Raw genomic sequence first — 15,350 nt, forward strand, 5'->3', positions numbered from 1 at the left:
TAATGCCGTTTAATGAGTTGATATATAGCGATATAATTTCTGTTTCTTATGACAAGATGTTTGAGATAAACAGAGTTTCGGTTAAATACCCTTTCAAACCTAGAGCCGGGCAATACATCAGCATAATTTTTCCAAAAGAATTAGAAATCCCTTTAACCGTAGGTGATTACGACGAGGAAAATAAAGTTTTGACACTCTTTATTGAAAGCCAGAAACTCATCACCATGATTCAAGGTAGAAAGAAATTATTAATAAAGGGACCTCTCGGTAAGCCGATTAACTTTGGTAAGACCGGAAGTGTGCTAGGAATTATCAAAAACAAAAAGAATTATCTCGATTTAAGGTACGCGTTAAAAGTACTTAGCGAAAGTGGGTCTAAAGTCAACATATACTGCTTAGAAAAATGTGATGTCGGAGAATTCGAGACAGTAAAGAGCTTACAAGATAGTAAAGAATATGATTTAATCCTAGCATCCGTTCCTGAATCTGATGTAAAAACTCTCCCTTTAAATGCTCTGGTATACGTGAGATGGGTAAAAATGAACTGTAATTTGGGAGTCTGTGGTGAGTGTAATTATAACGGAATACTACCTTGTGTTGAAGGACCCTTTGTGGAAGTGAGGGAACTTGTGGATCAGAGGTAAAACCTACTATTACGGGGAAATTACCGAGCTGTGTATAAACATAGATAGAAACATAAGAGAGATTAGAAAGAACTGTAAACCAGATATTGAGTTCAGACCCGACGAGCTTATTTTACCCAGCTCTATCGATATTCACGTCCATGTTAGGGGGGCTAAGTTGTCATATAAGGAGACGGTAACATCTGCGACTAGTGAAGCTGTTTACGGTGGAGTCGGTACTGTATTTGACATGCCAAACACAATACCGCCAGTAAATACAAAAGAAAGAGTTATAGAGAGATTAAGGGAATTCGATTTATATGCTAGAACAAACTATGGAATATATAGCGGTGTTACAAAGGAATTTGAGGAGGTTGATAAACTGCCTATAGCGGGGTATAAAATATTTCCTGAGGATCTAGAAAAAGAGGAAACTAAATTAATCCTTGAAAAGAGTAAAAAGCTTAAAATACTTCATCCTGAAATACCCCTTGCTCTGACGGTTGACAGAAGGCTCAGAGACAAGTGGATGGAACTTGCGTCACTTTACATGGTAAATGGAAAGATACACATAACACATATAACTAATTTAGAGACGTTGAGGCTCGCAAAAAACTTAGGATTTTCGACTGATATAACACCACACCACATGTTAGTAGAAGGAGAAAAGGATTGCCTAAGTAAGGTAAACCCCCCAATTAGGGATTATAAGACTAGACTGGAATTATTCCTTCTAGGATTACATGAGACGGATGTATTGGCAAGTGATCATGCGCCACATACCGAAAGGGAGAAGTCTCTACCATTCGACCTATGCCCACCTGGAATAGCAACTGTATCTTTCACAACTCCGTTTATTTATACGTTAGTGTTTAAGGGACTCTTAGAATTAGATAGGGCTGTTAAATTACTAGCCGAGAACCCTGCTAAGATCACGGGTATTAAAGCTGGAGAGATAAAGGAGGGGTACTCAGCTACATTTACAATAATCAAAAGGGAGAGTTGGAGATACTCTACTAAATTCAGTAAAGTAACACAAACCCCTCTAGACCAGTTTCCTTTAGAAGCTAAGGTAACTAACGTTATTGTAGAAGGGAAGCTAGCATATGACGGAGAAACTGTATATCCTATTAGGGGAGTGAACATAATTGCTGAAAGTAGCAGGAATTGAATTTAAAGACCCTTTTATAATAAGCTCTGGCATAGTCCCTCTCGTGGATAAATTTATGAATAAAATTTGCGAAAAATATTCGCCTTCAGCAATAACGATGAAGACGCTAACATTAAACGTATTAGAACCCCACAAACCTCCTACAGTGATTAAATTAAGTAATGGTTGTTACATGAATGCAATAGGTTTGGGTAACCCGGGGATAGACTCACTGGAGGGGTTTCAGGTTAAATCTGACTGTAATTTAATTCTAAGTATAGGGGGAAACAGTATAGGTGAAATAAAGAAAGTGGTAGAGAGATTCGAAGAGTTGAGAACTACTAACAAGGCTTTAAGAGAGAAAGTGAAGATGATAGAACTGAACCTAAGTAGCCCTAACAGAAAAGGTTACGGTGAATCCACCTCAAAGTTTACACTGGACATCACTAAAGAAGTGAGCAGTGTAACTTCACTCCCCGTGTTCGTAAAATTGGGTCCTTGGGACAATACTGTAGAACTGGCAGGAAAAGCCCTTGAAGGGGGAGCTAAAGGAATTACCCTGATAAATACACTTAAGGGGTTAGCTTTAGATAGAGAGGAGTTTAAGCCTATCCTAAGCTACGGTACAGGTGGTATATCAGGGAAGTGCATACATCAGTTAGCTGTGAGGGTTATCCATGACGTGTATAAGGAGTACGATACAGAAATAATCGGGATGGGAGGAGTATTTACGTGGGAAGATGCGTTAGAACTAATCGCTGTTGGAGCGAAGTTAGTGGGTTTAGGAACAGCGATTATCGACAGAGGTTACGAAGTAATTTTGGAGATACGTGAGGGTTTTAACACTTATTTAAAGGAGAAAGGATTAAAGATTGAAGAAGTGATTGGTATAGGTGTGAGAAAGTGAACAGAATACCTATGAAAGGAAGAGACATAGAATCACTACTGTATATGGGCAAGATACAATCAGTAGACGTTGAATATTGTGACGAGGCTAAAAAAGAGGCTAAGGTAATAGCTAAGCTGGTGACGGGAGAGGAGGTAGAGACTGAGTGCATCCCAGTTAGGGCAGCAGGCAAGATAAGTATTGTCATTAAACACTATCTCAAGATGGGCGTAGATAAATTAATAATTCAAGATATAGATATGAAAGAAGTGAGAAACGTAGATACTGAGGGTGGAGAGGAAAATGAAGTTCAGGATAGACAAGATTCCAAAGAATGAGGATGATATAGCTGAAATACAAAGAGAAGTAGAGCAAGAAGAACATCATCATCATGAACACGGAGAAGAAGACATCATAACACAATTACTTTATTCTTTGCAAAGTTTAGAAAGTAAAGTAAATGAACTCCAATTAGGTAATGAACAGTGTAAGAAGGAAATTTCTACTATCTACAAAGTGCTCAGTAAGTTGGTTTTAGCTTCTTTCACCGAAAATAAAGAGGAAAGAATTAAAATTCTCAGAGACGTGTTAAGCCTACTAGAATGACAGATATATTTTCACCAATACCAATAATTACAGTAAAATTGTTTGCAATTATAGACCCTTTTTCTGTACTACCGTACTTATTAGCGGTTTATGAAGAGGCTGCTAAGGAGGAGAAGATAACATGGAAATTTGTTGTGAATAAAATAACAGTTGCTATCGGAGTACTTTTAGTTTTGTTTTCAGTACTAGGGAAACCCTTACTTGATTTTCTTGGAATATCACCTCAAGCACTGGAAATTGCCGGTGGGATTCTTCTAGTTTATTTGGGTATCGATACTATGGGTGGTTTTCAACAACTCAGATTCGTGAGAAAGTTAGAGGAAGCTCTAATCACTCCAATAGCAACACCACTTCTAGTAGGCCCTGGAACTATGACAGCTTTAATTACGTTATCTGTATCTTATAATCCAGTAACACTAATTTTAAGTAGTATTGTAGTTACATTTTTAGTCTATTTCTCACTCCTTATAGGACCAATACTAGTAAGAGCATTAGGTGAAACTGGAACAGTTGCTGCGGGCAGATTCACCGCTATAATCATAGCTGCCTTTGGAATACAATTAATACTAGCTGGTATATCTCAGCTCAAGTTTGTATGACAAATCCTTATTAAAATGAAAATTTTTTAACGGGTAGTCATTTAATAATCATGAACTTCATGTCTGATAGAAAACGGGTTGAGATAGACACTGTTGATAGGAAATTATTAATTGAGCTACTAAAAGACTCGAGAGTAAGTTTAAGAAAACTAGCGGAAGAAATGAATGTATCACCCGCGACTCTTCATAATAGATTATTCAGGCTTGTCCAAGAGGGCGTAATAAAAGGATTTACAGCATTGATTGATTATTCAAAATTAGGCTACACACTTACAAGCATAATAATGGCTAAGGTAGATGGAAAACATTTAGTTGAATTTGAAAGAGAAATAGCCAATCTAGATAATGTTATCGCAGTCTACGATATTGTAGGAGAATACGATGTCGCAGTAATAGCGAAGTTCCGCAGTGTAGAAGATCTCGACAACTTTCTGAAGAGCTTATTAAAGAACCCTAAGGTGGAGAGAACTCACACAAGTATAGTTCTTAACGTAGTTAAAGAAGATCCTAGGATTAAAATTGTTTAAATCTATCCTTTTTTGATTAATTTATTATATAATAAACTATCCCTATTAATAAAGGGTTGTCCTAGGATCAGCCAAGATAAGCAAAAGCCTTTTATACATTTTCTAGGCTTTACTACAATATATGGTGACCAGTTAATGCAGTTCTGTCCTAAATGTGGAGGAGTGCTAGTACCTACCAAGAAGGATGGCAAAGAAATACTGAAGTGCAATAAATGTGGTTACGAGAAGGAACTCAGTGAAAAAGCGAAAAAAGAATACAGTGTGAAAGAAAAAGCTGATAAAAGCAACAAAGTCCTTACTACCTCCTTAGTGAGCGATAAAGGAGAAAGAAGGCTAGAGGAAGAACAACTAGAGCAGGAGAGAGAAGAATATTATAAGGAAATAGGACTTGAACTGCTCAGGGAAGAGTTTGAAGAAAGTGACGAATCTGAAGAGGAGTAAAGTACTAACTTAAAAACCTTCTAATCTTATCCGCATATTCTCTCATTTCATTTTCATCTTTATATCTGGTCTTATCCTCTATTGTGTGTATCTTAATACGGTCGCCTTTATATCTCGGAACCACGTGAAAGTGGATGTGAAACACTCTTTGCCCTGCTGCTTCATCATTATTTTGGATAACATTAACACCATCCGCACCCATCTTTTTTATTGCTATAGCAACCTTTTTTACTACTACAATAACTTTTTTTAATTCATCATCTGGAATCTCGTATATGTTATCGTAATGCTTTTTACTTACCACGAGTGTATGTCCTTTATGAATCGGATTAATATCTAGAAAAGCTAGCACATAATCGTCTTCATATACTTTTTGTGATTTAAGTTCACCTTTAATTATTTTACAAAATACGCAAGAATCCATTAAATCACCCGACATTAAAGTTAAAGCTTTAATCCCTATAAGTGTTAAATTAGAAATCATGAAGATATCATCCATCGAGGCAAAATATCTGGTAAAGATTGGTGGAAATGAATTGATTATACATCAAGCCAGAAATGAAAGAGGAGAAAAGATATATATATTCCAGACTTTAAAGAACATAAAATTGGGAGAAAGTGAAGAGTGGAAGGAAGACTTAAATAATGTACAGACTATAGACTCAAGAGACAAATTGCCTGATGATTTGAAAAAGATCCTTAGAAACGTGCTTAAATGACTTTTAAAAACGTCTTTATAAATATAAACTTACAAAGACATAAAAGGTGAGTTTTTTGGAAGAGAAATTTGACTTCATAATAACAACTGATCGCTGTCTAATGACTAACCATCATGGCAAGGAATTTTTAGGCTTCTTAGGTACTGGACCTGCAATAGGAATTCCTGAGAAGGCGTGGAAGTGGTTAGCTTGCCCTAAAATGAAGACAGATGAATTAGGAAGACCGAGAGAAGCACCTTACGGAATGAGGAAAATAGAAGCAGCACTAATCGACGCAGGTTATAAGGCAGCCATTATTGACCCAGACTATATTGGAAAATACTTACCACATGCTAAGGCCTTAATGTTGTCTCATCACGATTATTTTGCTTTTGGCCCTCCATCTTCCACATGGTGGGGGATAACAAAGAAGGAGCCTGTCAATTACAAGAGTTTCCAAGAGCTAATTCATAAACCGGAAATTAAGCAGGCAAAACAAAGAGGTATGAAGATTATAGCCGGGGGACCGTCAGTATGGCAATGGCTTTGGAGAACAGATATGATTGAAGAAGTAGAAGTAGATACCTTAGTAGACGGAGAAGCTGATACTTACATTGTAAAAATTGCCGAAATGATAATGAATAACGAACCGTTACCGAAATACGTGTATATTGGCGCGGAGGAAGCCCCTTCAGTAGATCAAATTCCTGAAATAAAAGGTGCTAGTGTTAATGGACTAATTGAAATAATGAGAGGATGTGCGAGATCTTGCAGATTCTGCTCCGTGACGTTAAGACCAACAAGGTATTACCCACTAGAGAAGATTGAAAGAGAACTACAAGTAAACGTTAAGAATGGCGTAAGACACGGGGTAATACATAGTGATGACGTTTTGTTTTACGGTGCAGTAGGAATACATCCTAGACCTGAACCGCTTATAAAACTGCATAAACTAGTTAAGAAATACTATAAGACCATAGCATGGAGTCATGCCAGCTTGGCAGCAATTCGTTACTCAGAAGAGAAGTACGGTCTTATCTCAAAGATAACAGAAATCGTATATGAAGACGGTCACCAGAACTACCTCGGCGTCGAAGTAGGAATTGAGACCGGATCCTCAAGACTTGCAAAAGAAATAATGCCCGCTAAATCGGCACCCTATAAAGTAGATGAATATCCAGAGACTGTAGAAGAAGCATTTAAGATAATGCATGATCACAACATAATACCTGCCGGTACCATGATAGTAGGATTGCCTGAAGAAACTGAGGATGATGTCTATAAGACTATAGAACTGGTTGATAACCTGAGGTCCTACCGTAGTATATTAGTTCCGATGTTCTTCGTACCTATGGGTTACTTCAAGAATAAGGACTGGTTCACTAAGGTTAAACTAAATGAGGCACATATTGAATTATATAAGAAAGTGTTCTGGCACGATGTATATTGGGCTGAGGATATCTTAAATAAGTTCTACCTTAAGTCACCCGTATATATGCCGGTAAGATGGACATTAAAGCTGTTCCTTAGAATTGCGAAGAAGCAAATGAAAAAAGTTGAAGCCCAATTGGAAGGTTACTTAAGGAAATAATCACTCCTTTTTAGGATATATGTAGTCTTTTGGTGCTGCACCAAATACCTCTAGGTACTTTCTGAGCACTTTAGGAATCTCCACCACACCATCCTCTCTTTGGTTGTTTTCCAGAATTGCAGTAATAGTCCTTGTACTAGCAATTGCTGTACTATTTAAAGTGTGGACATATCCCTTCTTGTTTGTCTTATAATCTACATATCTTATTTTCATTCTAAACGCTTGCCAATCCAAACAATTGCTACAACTCACCATCTCCCTAAACTTCGCTTGTGCAGGCATCCATACCTCTAAATCATACTTCTTTGCTGCACATGCTCCCAAATCACCAGAGGCAATATTTATAATCCTATAAGGAAGCCCAAGTCCTTGGAATATTTGTTCAGCATTTGAGATTAATTCCTCGTGATATTTCCAACTCTCTTCAGGAAGAGAAAATATGAATTGTTCCACTTTATGAAACTGGTGAACTCTGAATATTCCTTTCAAGTCCTTATTAGCTGCTCCGGCTTCCTTTCTAAAAGCAGGGCTAATACCTACAAACTTTAAGGGTAGCTTCTCCTTAGGAATATCCTCTTTAAAGAATAGAGCTGCTATGGGGTGCTCTGCTGTGGCGATAAGATATAGATCCTCATTCTCTATCTTATAGATAGCGTCTCTAAAAGTATCTAAGTCTATAACACTCTTAATGACTTCACCCCTCAACATATAAGGTGGTAAAACTAGAGTATATCCCCTAGAGGTCATTATATCTATCGCGTAGTTCAAGAGGGCGATATCTAACCAGACTATATCGCTAAACAGATAGTAAAACCTAGACCCTGCTACCTCTCCAGCCTTTTTTGTATCCCCCAACTTAAGGACGTTTTCTAACATATCCGCATGTCCTACAGGTTTCCACTTTATTACCTCATAATCAGCCTTTAATCCCTTAACTTGCTTGAGAAATTCATCAACGTCTTTCTCATAAACCTTGAACTTCCCCCAAACTTTTATCGGTACGCTGTAATTTTCATCGGGACCAATGGGCACTGAATCGTCCACTACGTTAGGTAGCTCGGAAAGAATCTGATCTCTTTCTTCTTCAATTTTCTGTAATTCTTTCTCTTTATCCTCTAGTATTTTCAACAATTCTTTAGCCTTTCTTATAAGTTCTTGCTTCTGTTCTTTCGGTGCTCTAGGGATTTGAGAACTTATTACGTTATGCTCATGCCTAAGCCTTTCTACTTCTTGTAGTGTAGCTCTCCACTGTTTATCTAATTCAACAGCTTTATCAACTAACGAAACGTCTATGAATCTTCGGCTTATACTCTCTTTCAACTTTTCAGGATTCGTCCTGAGTAGTTCCAATATACTCCAAGACACAAGTAAGAAATGGGTGAAAAGATTTTATGCCTTCTGTTCTTGTTGTTGCGTATCTTCGGTAGGTAAGCCGTAAGTTTGTACCCACATTTCTACTATATCATAACCATATAATTTCTTGAACTTTTCTCTGCCTTCAGGTGTCATCTTCAGAGGTGACCATACCGTTTCTAAATCTATATCAACCTCCACAGATTTTGCAGGAACTGTCTCCTTTATCACTTGTTCCACAGTATAAATCAGGTCATCTACGACAGGACATCCGGGTGCAGTTAAACCAAGTTTTATGTAAACGTCTCCTTCGTCTGAAATTTTCAACTCATATATTAGCCCTAAGTTGACTATGTCTACTGGGATTTCAGGATCATAAACTTGAGTTAATGCTTCCATGATTTTCTTTTTCCACTCTTCTTTGTTGACTTCAACCATCTTTAACCCAGTTAAAATATGTTAAAACAAGTATTAACTCTTTGCGTTTAACTCTTTTTCTTTCTCTTTTTCTATGACTATATCGTTATAGGATCTGTAAAAACAAGTCTTATTCCCCGTATGGCAGACCGGTCCTATCGACCGCACCAACAAGACTATTGCGTCTCCGTCACAGTCTATCTTAAAGTCTTCTACGATTTGATAATGTCCGCTTGTCTCCCCTTTAAGCCACAACTTCTTTCTGCTCAGAGACCAAAAATGAGCGTAACCTTCGGTTAGAGTCCTAATCAAAGCTTCTCTATTCATATGTCCTACCATTAATACCTCTTTCGTTTCAACATCTTGGAGGACGGCTATTATTGTAGAATCTGTATGCCTGAACCAGAACTTTTCAGCTATTTTAGTAGCCTCCTCTAGGCTTAGCTTAATCACTTTTTCATCCACCTATATAGGTTACCTAAAAAGATCTTTCCAATTTTACTACTTTTTTCTGGGTGAAATTGTGTGCCTACAATGTTACCTGAACAAATAATAGCGGGGTAAGCAATTCCGTAAATGGTTGTAGCTCTAACGATACTTTCGTCTTCGGGGTATGCTACGTAACTGTGGACGTAATAAACGTACTGGTTGTTTAACCCCTCAGTGAGCGGACAAGTAAGGTCAGTTACAATTAACTTATCCCATCCTATATGTGGTAGTTTTAACTTATCCTTTCCGTTGTTTTCGATCTTATCTACTTTGCCCTTAAACCAACCTAACCCTTTGGTTAAACCGCCCTCAGTTCCTTCTTCGAACATTATCTGCATTCCTAAGCACACACCCAAAAAGTAAGTGCCTCGTTTTCTGAGGTCTTCTAATAGCTCTTTATGTGAACTCAGATAACTTGCAACTGCATTGAAAGAACCTACTCCAGGGAATACTATCAGGTCTTCGTTACCTTCGGGTTGAGAGTTTACCGAAACTTCAAAGCTTACCCTTTTCAACCCAGCTGAAATACTGAAAAGGTTACCCACACCGTAATTTATGACGGTGGCCTTCATTACTCTTTCATCCTCCTTTTTAACTCCTCATAAACATCCTCTGGTTTCACATTAGATACAGCCATTAAAACTAATAAATGATAAAGAAGGTCTGCAACCTCTTCTACAAGACGCTCCTTCGTTTCGGCTAAAGCTGCTACAATTACTTCGCTTGCCTCCTCACCAACCTTCTGAGCTATATAAGGCTTCCCTTTCTGGTACAATTTTACTGTGTAACTACCCTCTTTCTGCGATGAAATCCTGTCCTCAATTATCTCATATAACTTGTCTAATACCTCATTACCTGCCATATCTGGCACCTATACTCTTAGTATGAAATTCGAAACCTTCATACTTAGCTAAGATTATAGCGGACTGTATTAATTTGTCATCCGGCTTCTCAAGATTGGCGTACATAATGGGCTTTAAAAAATCATAAACAGTGACCCCTCCCCTAAATCTAGCCCATTGATTAGTAGGTAGAATATGATTAGGACCTGCAGCATAATCTATAATAGCCGGTGGAGTAGAGCCTAGACTTACCGCGCCTGAGTTAGAAACAATATCTAAATATCTCTTGGGGCTAGTGACATACAAAGAGAGATGTTCAGGGGATATCTCGTTAGCAATCTTTATAGCTTCCTCAACACTACTCACTTTAATGAGGTAGTACACGTTCCTATCCCTTTCTAGTTCACGCTTTACTTCATCAACTATATTCTGGGAAGTGGTTAGAAGGACTATAAAAGTCGATAATCCATGTTCGGCTTGAGCCCTCATATCTAGAATCAAGTCCTCAACCTTTGCTGTATCGTCCGCAATAATTACTAACTCGGTAGGGCCCTCAATTCCGTCTATTCCTATATCCCTACTCACTAAAAATTTCGCAGCTTGAACATATATGTTACCAGGACCTACAACTTTATCTACTTTCTTAACTGATTCCGTACCGTAAGCAAAAGCTGCTATCGCTTGTGCACCGCCTAATCTATAGAGCTTTTTCACGGCTAACTTCTTAGCGATATAGCATATCGCAGGGTCTATCTTAGACGGTGGAGTAGCTGCGTAAATCTCATTAACACCAGCTACCTTTGCAGGAATCCCTGCCATCAACAAAGTAGACGGGTAAGCCTTATTCCCGCCGGGTACGTATATGCCTACTTTCTCTATTGGTTTCCAGATTACACCAAACTCTACTCCCTTTGAGTTACCTCCAGCGTTATAGGGCTTAATAGTTTCATGAAATTCGACCAGCTGTTCGAATATGTAGTCTATAGCATCTTTAAGCTCTGGGGATATCCTTAACGCAAGTTCGTCTACCTTATCCTCTACTACAGAATCTAACTTCACATGATCCAGCTTCTCCTCTAGCTCAAGTAATGCTTTGTCGCCTTTTTCCCTAACTAGCTTAATTATTTCCTCCACTGTGGGTATTGCTTTAGTGAAATCGTTAGGTCTGTTTTTAGGTAATTCACTCGAAATCATAATCTTACCTCCAACCCTTGGGACTTTAAATACATTTTAAGGTTTTGTATCCTTATTACTCCATCATGAAAAACTCCCGCAGCCAAAGCAGCGTCGGCTACTTTTAAGGCTTCTAAAAAATGAACCTCTTTACCAGCTCCTCCGCTCGCTATTACTGGAATATTAACCGCTTCTGAAACCATCTTAGTTAAGGTAATGTCATATCCCTCCCTAGTCCCGTCCCTATCTATACTCGTGAGAAGAATTTCACCAGCTCCTAAAGATTCAACTTCTTTAGCCCATCGTATCGTGTTTAATCCCGTGTCATAACTCCCAGATCTGGTGAAGACTTTGTACTCATCATCTACTTTTTTAGCATCTATTGCAACTACTACTGCCTGAGAACCAAACTGTAGTGCGGCCTCGGTAATTAGTTTCTTATTCTCCACAGCTGCAGTGTTTATACTCACTTTATCAGCCCCGTTTCCAAGGATAGTTGATACGTCATCAATAGTCCTTATACCACCCCCTACAGTCAAGGGGATTGAAAGAACACTAGCTGTGTTCTTAACCACTTCTAACAAAGCCCTCCTACCTTCAATTGTAGCAGTAACATCTAGGAAAACTATCTCATCAGCTCCTTCATCTTCATATCTCGCTGCTAATTCCGTAGGATCCCCTTTGTCCTTTAAATCTAGGAAATTAACTCCTTTAACAACCCTACCTTTTTTCACATCTAAACAAGCGATAATACGTTTTGCCGTCATAAGCTCCCCTTCAGACTTAATACGTCTTGAGAGATAATTCTACTTGCCTCGTATAAAGACATACCTAAAGCCTTGAAAGATGCCTCAATAATATGGTGAGTGTTTGTACCCCTTAGTTGAATTACGTGTAGGTTTACTCCACAGTGATAAGAAAACGTTTGAAAGAAGTGGAAAACGTTCTCTATTGCTAATCCTCCAATTTCGCTTCGCTGAAGATTTAACTCTATATTACTTACTCCCCTTCCCGAGATATCCACTGCCACTAGGACTAACGCGTCGTCCATTGGAACTATCTCGTTAGCAAACCTCCTTATTCCCCTCTTATCACCTAAAGCCTCCTTGAAGGCTTCTCCCAACGTTATAGCAACGTCCTCTACTACATGATGGTCATCATAACCTAGCTTGTCCTCGGCAATAACCGTGGAAGTCGAGTTCATGTAATATAGTAAAGTGGATAACATATGAGTAAAGAACTTGACTGGAGTTTGTACCCTGACTTCGCCTTTCTGATCAATATCTAATTCGATTTCTACCTTGGTCTCCTTTGTTTCTCTGACCTTTTTAACACTCCTATTATACAACTTTTACACCCCTAAGACTACCATTATAGAAGCTCATACCAATTATAGCATAATCGAAACCGAAAACCTTAAGCTTCATCAAATCCTCAATAGTGGATACTCCTCCTGCATATTCCTTAACTCCCTTGGTTATATTAACATATTTCTTTACGCTTTCATCTATCCCGCTCTTCGTGCCCTCTTTAGGAACGTAAGTAAATATAAAACCATAAACATCAAAAGATAGTATTTCCTCGACCTTTATCTTTCTCCTCTCTTTCCATCCTTTTATTAAAACGTCCCCTTGTTCATTGTAATCTATGGAGAGTAAAATCTTATCTTTACCCACTTCACTCCAAATTTTCTCGAAAGTTTCTCTATTCGTAACGGGTAAAGTAGATAGAACTATGAAAGAACATTCATTAGCTATTTTTTGGGCTTTGTCTAAGCTCCTTATTCCTCCTCCTACTTGTGTGTGTTCGAATCCAATTTCTTTACAAATCATCTTTATAATTTTCTCGTTGTTACCGACTCCCTCTGCCGCATCTAAATCGACTAAGTGCACTTTCTTATATCCCTCGCTGTATATTTGTTCAGCTATACGCAAAGGATCTCCCAGAATTAGTCCAGAGCCCCTCTGACCCTTAATTCTCTTTACGGCTTTACCTTCACTGATATCTATACTGGGAATGACCTCTAAACTCATTTTATCACCTTTTCTATGTCGACTATTACTATATCACGTGCACCGTTAGCCACTACCTTTCCGATTATCTCGGGAAGGGAGTCTTCATCTATCACCGTGATTACTTCCCATGCATCACTCTTAGCCAATTTAGATAGAGTGGGAGAAAGCATTGCGGGGAGAACAGAGAGCACTTTGTCCAGCTTTTCGTCAGGTACGTTCATAAATACCATCTTCTTGTTTCTCGCAAATAAAGCACCTTTCATTAGGGTAAGTAGAAGGTTTATCCTTTCGGCTTCTTCACTTTTTATCCAATCTTTATTTCCTATTACCACAGCCCTACTTTCCATAACAGTGTCTATTGCCTTCAGACCATGGAGTTTCAAAGTAGTCCCGGTGCTCATTACATCGATTATCGCATCAGCAGCCCCTAAAGAGGGCATTACCTCAGCTGCCCCACTTATCTTAACTAATTTAGCTTTTATCCCCTTTTGAGCTAAGTAGTTTCTAGAAATATTAAAATACTTCGTCGCTATTCTGATTTCCCCTCTAATCTCCTCTGGAGAATTAATACCCCAAGATACTGGCACGGCGAGAACTATTTTAGCCTTACCGAAGTCCAGATGTACTAACTCCTCAACGTCTACACCTGATTCCAAGACGTAATCAAAACCGGTTATACCTAATTCCGCAGCTCCCGCTTCAACTATATTGGGAATGTCCTCCGTCCTGACCATAACTAGCTGTACTCCTTCCCAGTTAGTCGGTACTATTAATGCTCTCTCGTCACTAGCTAGGGGCTTAATACCCACACTGTTTAGGAACTGTAAGACAGGTTGTTGTAGCCTACCCTTGTTTGGTATTGCTATTTTCAAGGATCTCACCCAAGGTTTTTACAAGTAGTTCACACTGTTCTTTTGTTCCAATTGATATTCTATAATAGCCAGAAATCAAATTCCTTATAGCAATGGATTTAGCCATAAGTGGGGTAAATAAATCCCTATTATCTTTTACGAAAATAAAATTAGTGTAGGAGTTAAACACTTTTAACCCGAGCCCCCTTAACTCTTTGATTAAATACTCTTTGTTGGTGTTTATCTTGTTAACGACTTCCTTTACATAAGAAGGATCCTCTAATGCCTTAATCCCAGCGATTAGACCGGGTAGTGAGACGTCGAAAGGCGTCGAAGTCTTCTTTAGTGCTTTCACTACTTCTTCATTTCCTATTAAATAACCTACTCTAAGAGATGCCATGGAAAAAGCTTTACTTAAAGTCCTAACTATTAACACATTCGGATAGTCGTAGATCATCCTTGCAAAAGTCTTCCCGTAGAATTCGTAATACGCTTCATCAATAACTATAAACCCTCTAACATTTGTAGCGAGCTCCTTAACCAACTCCTCATCTAACATCGGTGAGCCCGTGGGGTTATTCGGATTATCAATTATTACAAGTCTTGCAGCTTTACTCTCGCTTAACAGTCTCTCCCTATCTTCATACCACCATTCTTCACCTTCAATAAGTTTAATCTTCACGTGGTTGAGTCCTCTTACTGACGAGTAAACCTTGTACATGCTATATGCAGGGTAATTAGTTACAACTTTGTCTCCAACTTGGGCTAAATTGTAAAATATTGACCTCAAAGCCCCGTCTCCACCTGGAGTAGGAAAGATGTTTTCTGGCTCTACTTTATTATAGTCAGCTGCTAAGGCTGAAAACCTCTCAGATAATTCTGGGTGCTGGTATCGATTAGCGTAAGGTAAATACTTCTGTATAGCTTCTAATATTTGCGGAGGGGGTGAATAAGGAGACTCGTTTAAGTGAAGCCTTATCCCATCCTTTATATCATCAAAATTATATTCTTCTGACTCCAGTAGCCAAGGATATATAAGTTCTTTCACGGTTGGTGCAATAGGAAACCCTACATATATCACTCTGTTGT

At 38.5% G+C, this 15,350-nt stretch carries 22 protein-coding genes; 10 read left to right on the forward strand and 12 right to left on the reverse strand.

Translation table 11 applies throughout. From position 1 onward, the window contains the following. The first annotated feature begins 2 nt into the window (after positions 1 to 2). The 8 genes from WIW52_RS10315 to WIW52_RS10350 all read left to right on the forward strand — a co-directional run bounded on the left by WIW52_RS10315 (position 3) and on the right by WIW52_RS10350 (position 4,832). Positions 3 to 644 carry a hypothetical protein gene (locus WIW52_RS10315; RefSeq protein ID WP_337710319.1) on the forward strand — a complete coding sequence of 214 codons (642 nt, stop codon included), beginning with the start codon at positions 3 to 5 and terminating at the stop codon, positions 642 to 644. After that, positions 628 to 1,794: a dihydroorotase gene (gene pyrC, locus WIW52_RS10320; RefSeq protein ID WP_337710320.1), complete on the forward strand. Its 1,167-nt coding sequence runs from the start codon at positions 628 to 630 to the stop codon at positions 1,792 to 1,794. Before WIW52_RS10315 ends, pyrC begins: the two co-directional genes overlap by 17 nt. Continuing rightward, positions 1,772 to 2,680, forward strand: a complete 909-nt coding sequence (pyrD, locus tag WIW52_RS10325) for a dihydroorotate dehydrogenase PyrD (RefSeq protein WP_337710321.1) — start codon at positions 1,772 to 1,774, stop codon at positions 2,678 to 2,680. Before pyrC ends, pyrD begins: the two co-directional genes overlap by 23 nt. Before the next feature lie 11 nt (positions 2,681 to 2,691). Continuing rightward, entirely contained in the window at positions 2,692 to 2,997 is a 306-nt protein-coding gene (locus tag WIW52_RS10330; protein WP_443295719.1) for a hypothetical protein, read from the forward strand. Next, complete coding sequence (locus WIW52_RS10335) at positions 2,963 to 3,265, forward strand: hypothetical protein (protein ID WP_337710324.1); 303 nt, start codon at positions 2,963 to 2,965, stop codon at positions 3,263 to 3,265. The genes WIW52_RS10330 and WIW52_RS10335 overlap by 35 nt, the downstream gene beginning before the upstream one ends. Beyond that, positions 3,262 to 3,864, forward strand: coding sequence for a MarC family protein (locus WIW52_RS10340; RefSeq protein ID WP_337710325.1), 603 nt, complete (start codon positions 3,262 to 3,264; stop codon positions 3,862 to 3,864). The genes WIW52_RS10335 and WIW52_RS10340 overlap by 4 nt, the downstream gene beginning before the upstream one ends. Before the next feature lie 59 nt (positions 3,865 to 3,923). After that, positions 3,924 to 4,391 carry an Lrp/AsnC family transcriptional regulator gene (locus tag WIW52_RS10345; protein WP_337701510.1) on the forward strand — a complete coding sequence of 156 codons (468 nt, stop codon included), beginning with the start codon at positions 3,924 to 3,926 and terminating at the stop codon, positions 4,389 to 4,391. 135 nt (positions 4,392 to 4,526) lie between these two features. After that, complete coding sequence (locus tag WIW52_RS10350; RefSeq protein WP_337701706.1) at positions 4,527 to 4,832, forward strand: zf-TFIIB domain-containing protein; 306 nt, start codon at positions 4,527 to 4,529, stop codon at positions 4,830 to 4,832. 4 nt (positions 4,833 to 4,836) lie between these two features. On the opposite strand, the gene WIW52_RS10355 is transcribed toward WIW52_RS10350, so the two are convergent. Next, a complete protein-coding gene (locus tag WIW52_RS10355; protein ID WP_337701508.1) occupies positions 4,837 to 5,256 on the reverse strand; it encodes an HIT family protein in 420 nt (139 codons plus the stop codon). A gap of 58 nt (positions 5,257 to 5,314) precedes the next feature. Between WIW52_RS10355 and WIW52_RS10360 the strand changes: the two genes are divergently transcribed. Together WIW52_RS10360 and WIW52_RS10365 are read left to right on the forward strand one after the other, a co-directional pair. After that, positions 5,315 to 5,551 carry a hypothetical protein gene (locus WIW52_RS10360; protein WP_337701507.1) on the forward strand — a complete coding sequence of 79 codons (237 nt, stop codon included), beginning with the start codon at positions 5,315 to 5,317 and terminating at the stop codon, positions 5,549 to 5,551. A 46-nt stretch (positions 5,552 to 5,597) separates the two neighbouring features. After that, positions 5,598 to 7,121, forward strand: coding sequence for a B12-binding domain-containing radical SAM protein (locus WIW52_RS10365; RefSeq protein WP_337710326.1), 1,524 nt, complete (start codon positions 5,598 to 5,600; stop codon positions 7,119 to 7,121). Here WIW52_RS10365 and serS read toward each other — a convergent pair whose 3' ends face one another. From serS to hisC, 11 genes are read right to left on the reverse strand one after another with little or no spacing between them, the layout of a single operon-like run. Beyond that, positions 7,122 to 8,486 carry a serine--tRNA ligase gene (gene serS, locus WIW52_RS10370; protein ID WP_337710327.1) on the reverse strand — a complete coding sequence of 455 codons (1,365 nt, stop codon included), beginning with the start codon at positions 8,484 to 8,486 and terminating at the stop codon, positions 7,122 to 7,124. A gap of 24 nt (positions 8,487 to 8,510) precedes the next feature. Beyond that, positions 8,511 to 8,912 (reverse strand): metal-sulfur cluster assembly factor, encoded by a 402-nt coding sequence (locus WIW52_RS10375; protein ID WP_221288080.1) that lies wholly within the window; start codon positions 8,910 to 8,912, stop codon positions 8,511 to 8,513. Between the two features lie 33 nt (positions 8,913 to 8,945). After that, positions 8,946 to 9,341, reverse strand: a complete 396-nt coding sequence (hisI, locus tag WIW52_RS10380) for a phosphoribosyl-AMP cyclohydrolase (RefSeq protein ID WP_337710428.1) — start codon at positions 9,339 to 9,341, stop codon at positions 8,946 to 8,948. Then, positions 9,341 to 9,952 carry an imidazole glycerol phosphate synthase subunit HisH gene (gene hisH / locus WIW52_RS10385; protein ID WP_337710332.1) on the reverse strand — a complete coding sequence of 204 codons (612 nt, stop codon included), beginning with the start codon at positions 9,950 to 9,952 and terminating at the stop codon, positions 9,341 to 9,343. The genes hisI and hisH overlap by 1 nt, the downstream gene beginning before the upstream one ends. Then, a complete protein-coding gene (gene hisE, locus WIW52_RS10390) occupies positions 9,952 to 10,242 on the reverse strand; it encodes a phosphoribosyl-ATP diphosphatase (protein ID WP_337701497.1) in 291 nt (96 codons plus the stop codon). The genes hisH and hisE overlap by 1 nt, the downstream gene beginning before the upstream one ends. Beyond that, positions 10,232 to 11,416 (reverse strand): histidinol dehydrogenase, encoded by a 1,185-nt coding sequence (gene hisD, locus WIW52_RS10395; protein ID WP_337710333.1) that lies wholly within the window; start codon positions 11,414 to 11,416, stop codon positions 10,232 to 10,234. The genes hisE and hisD overlap by 11 nt, the downstream gene beginning before the upstream one ends. Further along, complete coding sequence (hisF, locus tag WIW52_RS10400) at positions 11,413 to 12,162, reverse strand: imidazole glycerol phosphate synthase subunit HisF (protein ID WP_337710334.1); 750 nt, start codon at positions 12,160 to 12,162, stop codon at positions 11,413 to 11,415. Before hisF ends, hisD begins: the two co-directional genes overlap by 4 nt. Continuing rightward, positions 12,159 to 12,743, reverse strand: a complete 585-nt coding sequence (hisBd, locus tag WIW52_RS10405; protein ID WP_337701492.1) for an imidazoleglycerol-phosphate dehydratase — start codon at positions 12,741 to 12,743, stop codon at positions 12,159 to 12,161. Before hisBd ends, hisF begins: the two co-directional genes overlap by 4 nt. Continuing rightward, positions 12,736 to 13,428, reverse strand: coding sequence for a 1-(5-phosphoribosyl)-5-((5-phosphoribosylamino)methylideneamino)imidazole-4-carboxamide isomerase (hisA, locus tag WIW52_RS10410; RefSeq protein ID WP_337710335.1), 693 nt, complete (start codon positions 13,426 to 13,428; stop codon positions 12,736 to 12,738). The genes hisBd and hisA overlap by 8 nt, the downstream gene beginning before the upstream one ends. Beyond that, entirely contained in the window at positions 13,425 to 14,282 is an 858-nt protein-coding gene (gene hisG / locus WIW52_RS10415; protein ID WP_337701488.1) for an ATP phosphoribosyltransferase, read from the reverse strand. The genes hisA and hisG overlap by 4 nt, the downstream gene beginning before the upstream one ends. Further along, positions 14,254 to 15,342, reverse strand: a complete 1,089-nt coding sequence (gene hisC / locus WIW52_RS10420; protein ID WP_337710336.1) for a histidinol-phosphate transaminase — start codon at positions 15,340 to 15,342, stop codon at positions 14,254 to 14,256. Before hisC ends, hisG begins: the two co-directional genes overlap by 29 nt. Between the last annotated feature and the right edge of the window lie 8 nt (positions 15,343 to 15,350).

The organism is Stygiolobus sp. RP850M (assembly GCF_037389295.1).
GTDB lineage: Archaea > Thermoproteota > Thermoprotei_A > Sulfolobales > Sulfolobaceae > Stygiolobus.